Raw genomic sequence first — 14,730 nt, 5'->3', positions numbered from 1 at the left:
TTCTCTGATTAAGCTACTAATCCAGACAAGGAGAATCGAGTGTCTGTTTCAATTCAAGGTCAATTCCCAGGGCGACGTATGCGCCGCATGCGTAAACATGATTTTAGTCGCCGTCTTATGGCCGAAAATCAACTTACAGTTAGCGATCTTATTTACCCGATGTTTATTCTTATGGGTAAAGATCGTCGTGAATCGGTTGAGTCGATGCCTGGTGTTGAGCGTCTTTCTATCGACCTGATGCTCGAAGAGGCAGAATACCTAGCCAAACTGGGTGTGCCTGCGATCGCTTTATTCCCGGTAGTGAATCAAGATGCAAAAAGCTTATGTGCTATTGAAGCATACAGCCCAGAAGGCTTAGTGCAACGAGCGGTTCGTGCATTGAAAGAACACGTGCCGCAAATGGGCGTGATTACTGATGTAGCATTAGATCCATTCACCACTCATGGCCAAGACGGCATTATTGATGAAGATGGCTACGTACAAAACGATGAAACGACAGAAGTACTGATCAAGCAGGCGTTGTCTCATGCAGAAGCGGGCGCAGATGTTGTTGCTCCATCGGACATGATGGATGGTCGTATTGGTAAAATTCGTGAAGCATTAGAAGAAGCTGGGCATATTCATACTCAGATTATGGCTTACTCGGCAAAATACGCCTCTTGTTACTACGGCCCGTTCCGTGATGCCGTCGGTTCATCATCTAATTTGAAGGGTGGTAATAAGAAAAACTACCAGATGGATCCAGCGAATAGTGATGAAGCGATTCATGAAGTGGCGATGGATATCAATGAAGGTGCGGATATGGTCATGGTGAAACCGGGCATGCCGTATTTAGATATTGTCCGTCGAGTGAAGTCAGAGCTTCAAGTTCCAACGTTTGCTTACCAAGTTTCTGGTGAATACGCGATGCATAAAGCGGCGATTCAAAATGGCTGGTTAAAAGAGCAAGAGACGGTTTTTGAGTCACTACTTTGCTTTAAACGTGCGGGTGCTGATGGCATCTTAACGTACTTCGCGAAAGACGTAGCGGAATGGTTGGCGCAAGAAAATGCACAAGCCGCTGAGCACCTAAATACTGAAAAGTAGGGTAAACGAAACGCAGTAGTAAATAGGGTTGGTCTTGTACCAGCCCTTTTTTATTGGAGGGATAGTTTATGTCGGTTGATGTGAGAGTGGGTGACCTGCAAGAAGTCATCGCGGTGGTTGAATCTATTGATGAATTTGTTCGAGGAGAGACCATCGAATCTTTACAACTTCGTTTACAAGGTAAAAAGCAGCTAATCCTTGTTGCCGAAGAAGAGGGCACGTTGCTTGGATTTAAAATTGGCTACCAGCTTGATGATGACACTTTCTATAGTTGGTTTGGTGGCGTTTCTCCGATTGCGAGAAATAAAGGAGTAGCCCAAGCGTTATTGAATGAGCAAGAGCGCTGGGTCGAAAGCCAGCAGTATCAGTATCTGAAAGTAAAATCTCGTAATCAGTTTCCTGTGATGCTGCGGTTATTGTTGAGAAACGGCTACGCCATTGAGCATTTTGAAAAAAAGGAGCCATTATCCGCTTCGAGCATCCATTTTGTTAAGCAATTAACACGCTAAGATCTAAATGATATTTTTTCTCATTTAATGGTTGACTATTAAATGAGAATCATTATTATTAACTGCGTCTTAAGGAATAAAGAAACGGTTCACAAGGATGTTGAAAAGCTTCCAATTTAGCTTTAACCAAGAATTCTTAACGAACTTGCACTAAGTTCTTTTTTGACACGACATTGCTCACATTGCTTCCAGTGTAATTTATAGCTTTTGGTAAGGCTGAATAACAACAAATGATTTGGCTTTCCACTTTTATGCTAGGCGACATCTTCGGGTGTCGCTTTTTTTATGCCTGTCGCTTAGAGGTGTCAGGTGGAGTGGAATAATGGATGGGGAACATTCTTTTCCACAATGAGGGATCGTGAAAGGATCGATTTAAATCTGTTCGATCTATATATAAGTTTATTTATTTCATGGGCTTAAGTTGAGGTTTGGTGCAAATTAATTACCTTGTATAACCAGTGGATAAAATATATAAACAGAGTTATCCACAGTTTGAGTGTCTTGTGAACAACGATTTCCGCTTGATCTATGCGAGTAAAAGCGAATGGTTGGCATAGATTCAGATCGTGAGTCGTGGCATCCTAAGCAGATCATTTTTCGTATTTCTTTGGATACAAAATACTATGGCTCGCATTCCTGATAACCCATTAATTCTCATTGATGGATCTTCGTACCTTTACCGTGCTTTTCATGCTTATCCTGGCACCATGAGTAATGGTGATATTCCGACCAATGCCATTTACGGTGTTGTGAATATGCTTCGCAGTATGATGAGGCAGTTTGCTTCGGATAGGATTGCCGTCATCTTTGATGCCAAAGGAAAAACCTTTCGTGACGACATGTACTCAGAGTACAAAGCCAATCGTCCACCAATGCCAGATGACCTACGTTGTCAGATCGAACCGCTGCATAATGTGATTCGAGCAATGGGCTTGCCATTAATTTCGATTTCTGGAGTTGAAGCTGATGACGTTATTGGTACATTAGCGTCACAAGCCTCTAAAGCGGGTATGCCTGTTCTGATCAGTACTGGCGATAAAGATATGGCGCAGCTTGTGGATGAAAACGTTACGCTTATCAATACGATGACCAACGTGGTCATGGATCGCGAAGGGGTGATCGAAAAATTCGGAATTCCCCCTGAATTAATCATCGATTACTTAGCCTTAATGGGCGATAAAGTCGATAACATTCCAGGCGTTCCTGGCGTTGGTGATAAAACGGCAACCGCTCTACTGCAAGGTATTGGTAGTATTGAAAAGCTGTATGAAAATCTTGATGACATCGCAGCTTTAGGTTTCCGTGGTTCTAAAACTATGGCGAAGAAGTTAGTCGACAATAAAGATAATGCTTTGATGTCTTACGAGCTTGCGACGATCAAATTAGATGTTGAACTAGAAGAGACACCAGAATCTTTAGTTAAGGCTGAACCAAATACCGATGAGCTCATTAAGCTTTACGGCCAAATGGTCTTTAAGTCTTGGCTGAATGAATTACTTGAAGGTGGCACAGGCGTTGTTGAGGCGGATGAAAAGTCCGGTGCGATGCGCAGTAGCACAAGCGCTTCAAGTTCGGCATCAGTAATCGACAATTCAGCGGTGACTATTGACCGCAGTCAGTACGAAACCATTCTTGATGAAGAAACCTTCAAATTGTGGTTAGAAAAATTGCAAGCGTCTGAGCTGTTTGCGTTTGATACTGAAACCGACAGCTTAGATTACATGGTAGCGAATCTAGTCGGCCTATCATTTGCGACAGAAGAAGGTGTAGCCGCTTATGTTCCGGTGGCTCATGATTATCTTGATGCGCCACAGCAACTAGACCGTGATTGGGTATTAGCACAGTTAAAACCTATTTTAGAAGATGATGCACAAGCGAAGGTTGGGCAGAACCTGAAATACGATGCCAGTGTTCTTGCGCGTTACGGTATCGATATGAAAGGCATCAAACACGACACCATGTTAGCGTCTTACGTGTATAACAGTGTCGGTGGCAAGCATGATATGGATAGCTTAGCGCTTCGATTCTTGCAACATAGCTGTATTTCATTTGAACAGATCGCAGGTAAAGGCAAAAAGCAGCTGACATTTAATCAGATCGATCTTGAGCAAGCGTCACCATATGCAGCAGAAGATGCGGATGTAACTTTACGTTTACACAATCGCTTGATGAAACACATCGAAGCGGATGAAAAGCTGAAATCCGTTTATGAAGAGATTGAAATGCCATTAGTGCCAGTGATGTCACGCATTGAACGTACGGGCGTTTTCATTGATGACATGCTGTTAGGGGCTCAATCGCAAGAGATCGCGGCTCGTTTAGATGAACTCGAACAAAAAGCGTATGAAGTTGCGGAACAAGAGTTCAACCTAAGCTCTCCAAAACAGCTTCAAGCGATCCTATTTGAAAAAATGGGACTGCCAGTCGTGAAGAAAACGCCATCTGGCGCACCATCGACTAACGAAGAAGTATTACAAGAGCTTGCGTTAGATTACCCACTGCCAAAGCTTATCCTAGAATATCGTGGTTTAGCTAAGCTGAAATCAACGTATACCGATAAACTTCCGAAGATGATCAACGGTGAAACTGGGCGCGTGCATACCTCGTATCACCAAGCAGTAACGGCGACAGGTCGTTTATCTTCAACCGATCCAAACTTACAGAATATTCCTATTCGTAACGAAGAAGGTCGTCGAATTCGTCAGGCATTCGTTGCACCTCACGGTTGGAAAATCTTAGCGGTCGATTATTCTCAAATTGAGCTGCGTATTATGGCGCACTTATCAGGGGATAAGGCCTTATTAGAAGCGTTCCAACAGGGCAAAGATATTCATGCTGCAACCGCGGCTGAAATTATCGGCGTTAGCATCGATGAAGTGACGACAGAGCAACGTCGTCGAGCAAAGGCGGTGAACTTCGGTCTTATCTATGGAATGAGTGCATTTGGTTTAGCAAAACAGCTTGGTATTCCAAGAGGCGAAGCTCAACACTACATGGACATGTATTTCGAACGTTACCCAAGCGTGATGCAATACATGGAAGATACGCGCTCAAAAGCATCTGAACAGGGTTTTGTTGAAACCTTATTTGGTCGCCAGTTGCATTTACCAGAAATCAAATCACGTAATGGAATGCGTCGTAAAGCAGCAGAGCGCGCAGCGATTAATGCCCCAATGCAAGGAACAGCGGCAGACATCATTAAGAAAGCGATGTTATTGGTAGACGAATGGATCCAAGCGGAAGGCGATGGTCGAGTGAAGTTGTTGATGCAAGTACACGATGAACTGGTATTTGAAGTTCAAGAGTCTGCTTTAGGCGAAATTGAAAGTAAAGTACAACAATTGATGGAGGCGGCGGCTAATCTGGATGTTCCGTTAGTGGCTGAATCTGGTCACGGTGACAACTGGGACCAAGCGCACTAGTTACTTTTTAACCATATTGAGTCATAAATCATGAGCCAGCGCACAAACGCTGGCTTTTTTTTGATTAAAAAAAAGAATTGAAAAATTGGGATTGTCTGTTTTTTAGTAATATTTTGGTGAAAATAAATTACAAAAAAAGTTTTCATTTCTGACCAATTGTTGTACATTATCTCTTGTAGGGTACAGAGGTAAGATGTTCTATCTTTCAGACCTTTTGTTTCACGTTATTGGATTAGGCTGATTCAGCCGCCCCAGTCAGTATTTGACTGGGGCGTTTTTTATGGGGCAAAGAAAACTTTTTTCCGTTATATAACCTACAGTTACAGCTCTATATGAAACTATTCCTCTTAACTTTCCAGCTACTTTCTGAACTCAGTATTGCCGCATACACCTTTATTATTAAAACTCATTACCGTGTTACTCAATGAGTGGAATGTAATTTTATACCGATCACATGAATAATATTTTCCAGCTAAAATTAAGAAGCCAGTGTTGAAGGGTTCTTATTGTTTTTGATTACTTAAAACAACTGGTTAGCGTTTTTTTGATCTCATCTTCATGTGGGAGGCGGTGAAAAGTGAAGTGATAAGGTATTGATATTTTAGCCAAGCTAAGGAATCCTAGTCAGCATAATAACTACTACTATTTCTCTCCCATTGCCCCACCAGGATGGTGGGGATTTTTATGCCTGAAAGAAAATATAGGCTTGGAAAAAATCCCCGAATAGAAAAAGCCCCACCAAATTTGGCAGGGCTCTTAATCGTTCAATCAAATACTACAATTTACTCATCGATGTCGTCGTTTTCGACTAAATCAACAAGTGCCGGCGCAAACCATGTGTCCAGCTTGTTACGCAGTTGATCAACACCAAGTCCTTTGAGTGATGAGAATACATCGACAGAAACATCCCCACCAAAGCCTGCTGAATCTTTACGAATCTTCAACAGCTGCGCATTACGTGCGCCACTTTTTAGTTTATCCGCTTTCGTTAGCAATACCTGAACTGGAATATGGCTATCTACAGCCCAGTAAATCATCTGCTGATCAAGGTCTTTCATTGGGTGACGAATATCCATTAATACGACAAGTCCTTTTAAAGACTCACGTTTTTGTAGGTATTCACCCAGTGATTTCTGCCATTTTTTCTTCAGTTCAACAGGAACTTGAGCAAAACCGTACCCAGGTAGATCGACAATATGACAATCTTCACGCACTTTAAATAAGTTAATTAATTGCGTGCGACCTGGTGTTTTACTTGTTTTTGCTAAACCACGTTGGTTGGTTAGGCGATTTAATGCACTAGATTTACCAGCATTGGAGCGTCCTGCAAACGCAATTTCGATCCCTTCGTCTTCTGGTAAATGACGAATATCAGGTGCACTGGTAATGAAATGCGTGTTTTGATAATGAATTTTTACGCTCACTGTTAACTCCATCTCGACTTTGTGTAGTCGATTGATTACTTTTTTGTGAAATTGTGTAAAATAACCGTGCTCGGCATAAGGTCGCCTATTGTACCATGAGAACATAGAGTGGTACTGGAAGCTTGATAATTATAATGGAATGTCATGAAGAAATTAGCGCTAATTTTGAGTCTTTTAGCCAGCTGCTCAGTATGGGCTCAAGGTAGTATTGAAGCTGGTAAAGCAAAATCACAAACATGTGTTGCCTGCCATGGTGCTGACGGCAACAGTCTAATCACTAATTACCCTAAAATAGCGGGTCAACATGCTAAGTATCTTGAGAAGCAGTTAAAAGAACTTAAGCTTGGAATGACCAGCGGTGGTAAGCAAGGTCGTTACGATCCTGTCATGGGTGGCATGGCTATGCCACTTTCAGAGCAAGATATGGCGGATTTGTCTGCTTATTACTCTTCTCTACCGATTTCTGGAAATACAACGCCAGAAAATGTTGTCGCAGCAGGTAAGGTTCTTTACTTTGCTGGTGATGCAGAACGTGGAATTACAGCATGTACGGCGTGTCACGGTCCCCGTGGTAACGGTACAGAATTGTCTGGATTCCCTAAAATTTCGGGTCAGCATGCTGATTACGTAAAAGCTCAACTGGAAAAATTCCGTGATGGGTCACGTAATAACGATATGAACGCCATGATGCGTGATATCGCGAAGAAATTGAACGATGAAGATATTGATACCTTATCTAAATACGTTGGTGGCCTACACTAATAACAATATCGCTCGAGCATAGTATTACAGATACGCCTTTATTGGTGGTAGCGAACCGCTGCTAACTGGTAGAGGCGTTTTCTTTTTTAAAGCCAGAAGCAAACCGGATCTAGAACCACAGCCATACCCCGGCGCTTTTCGTGTTTGGCATCTGTCATTTTTTATTGTGCAAATTCTCCTCTTGATTGTCGAGTCTGCCTATTTTTTCTACCTCTCCTGATGGAAAGTGGCAGCGATGGTCGAGATGTGGATTTTTTTTCTTTATCTGATGAAAAAATGTTCAATACCTCTCCACTATAAAGCCAGTTTCTGGTATGTTTCGCATCCTTGTTTGAGGATGTGTTAATGAATTTTTGTCCTTTATGCTCCAGTAGTCATATTTCTCACTATTTTGAAGATAAACATCGAGAGTACTTGCAGTGCTCACGTTGTCATTTGGTTTTTGTTCCACCTGAACAAAGATTGGATGCTAAAGTTGAAAAAGCTCACTACGATCTACATAACAATGATCCCCAAGATATGGGATATCGACGCTTCTTATCACGCGTCTCCACTCCTTTATTAGAAAGGTTGGAAAAACCATCTTGTGGATTAGATTTTGGTTGTGGCCCAGGACCGACATTGTCTTTAATGTTGCAAGAAGCGGGGCACAATATGGAGTTATACGATATTTACTATCATCCCGAGACTCAGGTGTTAGATAAAGTGTATGACTTTATGACAGCCACAGAAGTGATTGAGCACTTATATGAGCCCAATCAAGTGTGGCAGAAATGGTTGAATTTAGTTAAGCCTGGTGGCTGGATTGGTTTAATGACTAAGCTAGTAATAGACGTAGATGCGTTTGCTAGCTGGCACTATAAAAATGACCTTACGCACGTAGTCTTTTTTAGCCGTCAAACTTTCCAGTTTTTGGCCGAGCGGGATAAGCTCGAACTCGAATTTATTGGTAATGATGTAATTTTACTGAGGAAAGCCCAGTAATGAGCCGTAATAAAAAATCTAGAAAAGTAGGACCATCAAGCGGTGGTGAAGTCGTTGTAACTCGTAACCGTACAGAGTCAAATGTACAAGGTCGTGAGCAAAAACGCATTAAAAAGCGTAAAGGTCTAAAAACGGGTAACCGTAACTCTGAAGTGAGCGATGCAAAAGCACAAAGTGCAGCAAAAGCACGTGACCCTCGTTTAGGCAGCAAGAAAAAGATCCCATTAATCATCGAGCCTAAGAAGAAGCTGACTAAGCAAGAGCGTAAGATCTCTGCTGCTCAAGAACTTGAAATGCTTGAGAATGATGCTCAACTGAATGTACTGATCGATCGCATTGAAATGGGTGAAAACCTAGGTGCTGGTTTGCAGAAGTATGTTGATGAGAAGCTGGATCGCATTGAAGTATTAATGAATCAACTTGGTTTAATGGAACCAGAAGCGGATGATTCAGACGATATGTACTTCGCTGAAGATTTCTCTGACGAAGATCTTTCGGAAGAAGAACTTGCTGAGATTGATGCTATTGAGCCGAAGTCACAACCTAAGAAATCAAGTTCAGACGACGATCTACTGTCTCAGTTTGAAGATATCGATTTAAACGACTTTAAAGGATAAGAAGCCTAATGAATGTAACCTTATTAGCGATTGTTGGTGGAGTCATTATTGTGGCTTTGGCTGCTTATGCGGGTTACCTTCTGCTTCAAATCAAAAAGCAAAAGGTGCTGCAACAGCAGCATCAAGCTTTAGCGATCAATAAACGTAATGCTAATATTTATGAAAATGTGAATACCTTATGTTTAGCGGGTATTCAGGGTGAGTGTGACTTATCGGAAATTAGCATTCGCGTTTATTGCATTATGGATTACGTTCAAGGTGAGCAGCGTGTTGATTTTGAACAGCGCTATCCTGCTATTTCAGAGCTGTACCACGTTGTAAAAGATATGGCTCGCGGTGAAAGTCGCCAAGAGATACAAAAATCTGAGCGCATGAAGCAAAACCTTGAACGACATAAAGCAGAAACGCGCTTGAATGACGCTGTTGTTGATGAGTTAAAGCAGCTGCAAGAACAAGTCAAACCGCTCAATAATCAGATCAATATTCAGATGGTCTAACTATTGGTTACTTTAGATACTCATTTAGGGGTATCTTATGAAGTGATCACGCTAGCATTTCTGAATATTTATATCTAAAAACTTTTTTGCCAGGCAACGTCTGCCATGGTCGTGTGGCAAAATAACCCGTCCTAGTTTTAAGTGGAAAATCCCATGTCCAGTCAGCAAATTGAATCCGGTCAACAAATAGTTTGGGATCAAGCTATTTTAGATAAGTACAACTACTCCGGCCCTCGTTATACCTCATACCCGACCGCTCTTGAGTTTCATGAAGCGTTCACCATTGCTGATTACGATATGGCATGCACGCAGTATCCTGAGCGCCCGCTCTCGCTATATGTGCATATCCCTTTCTGCCATAAGCTTTGTTACTACTGCGGTTGTAATAAAGTGATTACTCGTCATTCTCACAAAGCGGATGAGTATCTGGACGTTATTGAACATGAGATCCGCTTGCGTGCGTCACTGTTAAATGAACGTCGTATTACTCAGTTGCATTTTGGTGGCGGTACACCGACATTCCTAACTAAAGCTCAAATTACTCGTTTAATGACGATTCTACGTGCAGAGTTCAACTTTGATGCAGATGCTGAAATTAGTATTGAAGTTGATCCTCGTGAAATTGAGCTGGATGTATTGGATCACTTACGCAGTGAAGGCTTTAACCGCCTAAGTATCGGCGTTCAAGATTTTAATAAAGAAGTTCAGCAACTCGTAAACCGTGAACAAGATGAAGAGTTCATCATTGCGATGGTTGAACGCGCGAAGCAGTTAGGTTTCCGTTCAACTAACCTAGATCTGATTTATGGTTTGCCAAAACAGACGAAAGAGTCATTTGCGGAAACCTTGTCTCAAGTTCTGGATATGAAGCCGGGTCGTTTGTCGGTGTTTAATTACGCTCATATGCCGCAGTTATTTGCAGCGCAGCGTAAAATCAAAGATGAAGATTTACCCGCAGCGGAAGAGAAAATGGCGATCTTGCAAGACACCATCGGCACACTAACAGGCGCTGGGTATCAATTTATTGGTATGGACCACTTTGCTCTGCCGGACGATGAACTGGCTGTTGCTCAACGCCAAGGTATTTTGCACCGTAATTTCCAAGGTTACACTACTCAAGGTGAAGCGGATCTGGTTGGGTTTGGTGTTTCAGCGATTTCGATGATTGGTGATGCATACGCACAAAACCAGAAAGAGCTGAAAAAGTACTATGCTCAAGTTAATGAATTGCGTCATGCGCTATGGAAAGGTGTCGCTCTTGATAGCGATGATCTACTGCGTCGTGAAGTGATTAAACAGCTGATTTGTAACTTTAAACTTGATAAGAGTATGATCGAGTCTGAGTATAAAGTAACGTTTAATCAGTACTTTGCTGAAGATTTGCAACTGCTACAAACATTCATCAATGATGAATTAGTCGAAGTGGATAACACTGAAATTAGAGTGACGCTTCGTGGGCGTTTGTTGATCCGTAATATTTGCATGTGCTTTGATAAATACTTACGTAGTCGAGCAAGACAGCAGCAGTTCTCACGAGTGATTTAATCGATTATTACTGAGTTCAGTTTATACCAATAAAAATGCCAGCAACGATGCTGGCATTTTTGTTTCCGTCGATAAAGCATTTAACCCTTATCGACGATGACCGTTAAAATGATGACCGTAAAAATTAAGCGCGGTCAGCCACTTTAGCTCGTAGCTCTGCTTTTTCTGCATCAGAGATGAAGGCTAGATCCAAACCATTGATTTGCGCTTGGCGAATTTGAGCAGGAGTCAACCCAGCTTGAGGTGCTGCCACTTCGTATTCGTATGGAAGTTCAATACCTTCAACCGCAGGATCGTCCGTATTTAGACAAGCCATAACACCGTGGTCAAGGAACTGTTTCACAGGGTGGTTAGCCAAAGATTCAACGGTGCTTGTTTGGAAGTTAGACGTTAGGCAAGATTCGATACCAATACGGTTTTCAACTAAGAAATCCATCAGTTTTGGATCGTGAATCGCTTTTACACCGTGACCAATACGCGTTGCACCAAGTTCTTGAATCGCTTGCCACATGCTTTCTGCACCCGCCGCTTCACCAGCGTGAACCGTTACGTTTAGGCCTGCATCTTTCACTTGTTTAAAGTGAGACACGAAACGATCACCCGGTTGACCTAGCTCATCACCAGCAAGATCGACAGCAACAATCTTGTCTTTCTGAGTCAAAATAGCATCGAGTTCTTGTTGGCAAGCATCGGTACCAAAAGTACGGCTCATAATACCAATCAGGTTCGCTTTGATGCCGAAATCGCGCATGCCTGCCTCAACACCATCAACCACTGCTTCAACCACACCAGCAACTGGAAGTTTATGCTTCATCGCCATGTAGTAAGGCGAAAAGCGAAGTTCAGCATAATCGATTTGAGCATTAAGAGCGTCTTCAACGTTTTCGTAAGCGACGCGGCGGCAAGCATCAAGATCACCTAAAACAGCCACACCCCAATCTAACTTAGAAAGGAAGGCAACAAGAGATGGCTCAGCTTCAACAATCTGAACGTGAGGTGTTAAGGCTGCAACATCGTAAGCAGGCAGTGCAACACCAAATTTTTGGCCCAAATCTAAAATAGTTTGAGTACGGATATTACCGTCAAGGTGGCGGTGCAAGTCAGTTAGGGGCAGATTTTTAGTTATCATTATTGTGATTCCAGATCGCTGTAGTTAGCGTAAGTATAAAAATGATTGACCTAAGTGTCAGTACTCAATGTCTAGAAAATCAGCCCAAAGTGCTGTTTTCTAATTCATGTTAACTAAATCTGTTGGCCATTCATCAAGTGGCACTGGCTTACTGTACAGAAAACCTTGTACTTGAGGGCAGTGAAGTTGCGCGAGTAATTCTGCTTGTTGTACGGTTTCAACGCCTTCCGCGACTAAATTGACCTTAAACCCTTTTGTGATATTCACGATGGCAGCGACAATTGAACTGTCTAAATTCTTACTATCCAATTTATTGATGAAAGCGCGATCTATTTTAAGACAGCTGAAAGGTAACTTATGCAGATAAGCGAGAGAAGAGTACCCAGTTCCGAAGTCGTCAATGGCGATGCCTATCCCCATCTCTTTGAGAGTACGCATATTTTGCATCACCATCGGGTCACTATCAGCAATGCGAGATTCCGTTATCTCTAAGGTTAGGTTTGATTCTGAAAGCCCTGTTTCATGAAGGATTCGCTTTACATCATCAATATACGTCGGTTTAGAGAGTTGATTCACTGAAACATTGACGTGAATCTGGAAGTTAATTGGCCATTTTCCGGTGCGGATGGCGTGTGCAGTGTCATGGCACGTTTTTTCAAGTATTTGCTGCCCAATCCCTTCAATCAACCCGGTATCTTCGGCTAATGGAATAAAGTCGATTGGAGAAATGATTTCATTGTCAGAGGTTATCCACCGAGCCAGTGCTTCAGCTCCAATGACGTTTCCTGTGGCGAGATCGATAATCGGTTGGTAGAAGGGAACAAACTCATCATTTGCTAAGCCGGACTGAATTTTTGCCATCATTTTGGTTCGGTTACGAGAGACATCGGCCATTTCAGGGCTATATATCGTAATGTGTGTGATGTCTTTCTTGGCAAGGCTTAATGCAATGCTGCCATTGCGTAACCAAAGCATCATGTTTTGGTTTGATGAAGTTTCAACAATTCCAATGGAAGCATTAATGACGACATTCTCGCTTTGTAATACAAAAGCTGAGTTGAAGATTTGCAGTATGGTATGGGCAAACCGTGTGACCTCTTCTTGCTGGGTTGCGTTTGGAAGATAGATCGCAAACTCATCACCACCTGGACGAGCAATAATATAATCATATTCAGAGACGGCGTTTAAGCGCTCAGCAATCATCACCAATAGCTGATCGCCTTTGTGGTGCCCAAGGCTCTCGTTGATATCTCTAAAGCGATCAATACCGATGAGTAGCAGAAACCCTGAGGTTGCCTCAAATGCTGAACTGGTTTCAATTAACCCATCTCGGCTATATAACTTCGTGAGCGGGTCGATGAGAATCTGATCCCTTAACGCTTTAAACGAGGCTCTAAGATTATTCGACATCTCATTAAATGCAGACACCAACATACTGGTTTCGTATATATACCCAGGCTGAGGCATGGTGCTGTCCCAATCTCCTTTCGCCAGTTGTTTCGCTGAATCTGCAGTTGATGTGATGGGTTTTGTGATTCTATTGAGAGCTAGAATCGCAATCCCAATACCAAATAAGCCCACAATCACCCCCATTAACCAACTGTTTTTCTGATCCTGTGGCAGGTCACCTAACAGAGCGGACTCAGAGATGGAGGTGCTAATAAACCAAGTAAGACCATATTTGTCCTTAAAAGGGGTGGTTTGGCTAAAGTAACGCTCGCCATCGACATTAAACTGGAACCGCTGGGTGCCACTATTGAGGTCGAGTTTGTTCTCATTAATGTAGCTAGAGCTGATTTTGATTATCGGGTTACTACTTTCTGTCGCCAGCAGTCGGTGACCTTTCTCTGTCGTAGGCGTCCCCCATGAGACAACGCTGCCATTGCTGGAATGCGCGACTAAACGTTGGTCCTGATCAAAAATATAAAAAGAGGCATTGTGTTTTTCTTTGAGATTCTGCAAAAACTTATTGAACGTATTGATTTTGATATCGGCTACAAATACGCCTTGAAATGCATCATCAGTAAAAACGGGGGTGAGCGCAGAGAGCGTTATTTCTTGCCTTTCATCGGCATTAGCATAAATCGAAGACCATATTGGTTTTTTAGATTTGGCTACCGGTGTATACCAAGGGCGGGTTCGAGAATCATAGTTAGAAATAATGGAACGAATATCTTGGCTGATTTTACTTCCACGATAAACGACGAGGTTTCTGTCTGTGCGCTCATCTTGAAGAATAAGCGTGTAGCCATTGTTGGCTTCTTTCCGGTAGGTGATATGTTCTAAACGTGTTGAGCCAAAACCGAGAGCATCTAATTGAGGGATATTTCGGTAGAGATTGGAAAAAGCCGCATGCATGTAGCTCTGTAGTGGTTCGATGTTATTTGGCTGGTAAAGCTGATTGAATCCGATGTTATGACTGAGAGCTAAGCTGGCATTAAATGGTTCATGAAGGAAGGTGAATAGGCTTTTGTTGACGTTGGCGGTGAGTGACGTAAGTTGCTTGGTACTTATATCATTGACCATTTTTTCATAGCTATTTTGTTGGACAAACACAATTACGCCAAATGTAATTATTAAAATCATTACAGTGGGGAGAACGAGAGCAGTTCTAAGCGTAATTTTTTTTATCATGGACATGCACTATTCATCTGTAGGAATATCATTCTGTAAGTTTATCATTCCAAAAAAAACAATCGACTGTTTTGACTGAGCAATCAGCAGAAGCGAGAGCTCAGCCTATAAAACGAATAGC

The 14,730-nt window shown here is 42.3% G+C and carries 11 protein-coding genes; 8 read left to right on the top strand and 3 right to left on the bottom strand.

Annotated elements, in window-relative coordinates:
* The first annotated feature begins 39 nt into the window (after positions 1 to 39).
* The 3 genes from hemB to polA all read left to right on the top strand — a co-directional run bounded on the left by hemB (position 40) and on the right by polA (position 5,017).
* Positions 40 to 1,086 carry a porphobilinogen synthase gene (gene hemB / locus F0249_RS13510; RefSeq protein WP_171756990.1) on the top strand — a complete coding sequence of 349 codons (1,047 nt, stop codon included), beginning with the start codon at positions 40 to 42 and terminating at the stop codon, positions 1,084 to 1,086.
* A gap of 68 nt (positions 1,087 to 1,154) precedes the next feature.
* Positions 1,155 to 1,595 (top strand): GNAT family N-acetyltransferase, encoded by a 441-nt coding sequence (locus F0249_RS13505; protein WP_171756989.1) that lies wholly within the window; start codon positions 1,155 to 1,157, stop codon positions 1,593 to 1,595.
* Positions 1,596 to 2,218: 623 nt separating this feature from the next.
* On the top strand, positions 2,219 to 5,017 hold the full coding sequence (gene polA, locus F0249_RS13500; RefSeq protein WP_171756988.1) for a DNA polymerase I: 2,799 nt from the start codon (positions 2,219 to 2,221) through the stop codon (positions 5,015 to 5,017).
* 782 nt (positions 5,018 to 5,799) lie between these two features.
* Here polA and yihA read toward each other — a convergent pair.
* Positions 5,800 to 6,453: a ribosome biogenesis GTP-binding protein YihA/YsxC gene (gene yihA, locus F0249_RS13495; protein WP_084654905.1), complete on the bottom strand. Its 654-nt coding sequence runs from the start codon at positions 6,451 to 6,453 to the stop codon at positions 5,800 to 5,802.
* A gap of 132 nt (positions 6,454 to 6,585) precedes the next feature.
* On the opposite strand from yihA, the gene F0249_RS13490 reads away from it, so the two are divergent.
* The 5 genes from F0249_RS13490 to hemN all read left to right on the top strand — a co-directional run bounded on the left by F0249_RS13490 (position 6,586) and on the right by hemN (position 10,846).
* Positions 6,586 to 7,203, top strand: coding sequence for a cytochrome c (locus F0249_RS13490; protein ID WP_017052121.1), 618 nt, complete (start codon positions 6,586 to 6,588; stop codon positions 7,201 to 7,203).
* Between the two features lie 345 nt (positions 7,204 to 7,548).
* A complete protein-coding gene (locus F0249_RS13485) occupies positions 7,549 to 8,187 on the top strand; it encodes a class I SAM-dependent methyltransferase (RefSeq protein WP_017052123.1) in 639 nt (212 codons plus the stop codon).
* On the top strand, positions 8,187 to 8,804 hold the full coding sequence (gene yihI, locus F0249_RS13480) for a Der GTPase-activating protein YihI (protein ID WP_171756987.1): 618 nt from the start codon (positions 8,187 to 8,189) through the stop codon (positions 8,802 to 8,804). The genes F0249_RS13485 and yihI overlap by 1 nt, the downstream gene beginning before the upstream one ends.
* Before the next feature lie 8 nt (positions 8,805 to 8,812).
* Entirely contained in the window at positions 8,813 to 9,301 is a 489-nt protein-coding gene (locus F0249_RS13475) for a DUF2489 domain-containing protein (RefSeq protein WP_171756986.1), read from the top strand.
* A gap of 153 nt (positions 9,302 to 9,454) precedes the next feature.
* The gene (hemN, locus tag F0249_RS13470; RefSeq protein WP_171756985.1) at positions 9,455 to 10,846 is read left to right on the top strand and encodes an oxygen-independent coproporphyrinogen III oxidase; all 1,392 of its coding nucleotides are present in this window, start codon (positions 9,455 to 9,457) and stop codon (positions 10,844 to 10,846) included.
* 124 nt (positions 10,847 to 10,970) lie between these two features.
* On the opposite strand, the gene add is transcribed toward hemN, so the two are convergent.
* Both add and F0249_RS13460 read right to left on the bottom strand, forming a co-directional pair.
* Positions 10,971 to 11,975 carry an adenosine deaminase gene (gene add, locus F0249_RS13465; protein ID WP_017052127.1) on the bottom strand — a complete coding sequence of 335 codons (1,005 nt, stop codon included), beginning with the start codon at positions 11,973 to 11,975 and terminating at the stop codon, positions 10,971 to 10,973.
* A 99-nt stretch (positions 11,976 to 12,074) separates the two neighbouring features.
* Positions 12,075 to 14,615: a GGDEF and EAL domain-containing protein gene (locus tag F0249_RS13460; RefSeq protein ID WP_171756984.1), complete on the bottom strand. Its 2,541-nt coding sequence runs from the start codon at positions 14,613 to 14,615 to the stop codon at positions 12,075 to 12,077.
* Between the last annotated feature and the right edge of the window lie 115 nt (positions 14,616 to 14,730).

Origin of the sequence: Vibrio sp. 03-59-1 (assembly GCF_013114135.1) — a bacterium.
Classification (GTDB): domain Bacteria; phylum Pseudomonadota; class Gammaproteobacteria; order Enterobacterales; family Vibrionaceae; genus Vibrio; species Vibrio cortegadensis.
Note: the sequence above shows the minus strand (reverse complement) of the source record. Positions and strands in the feature narration are given on the sequence as shown.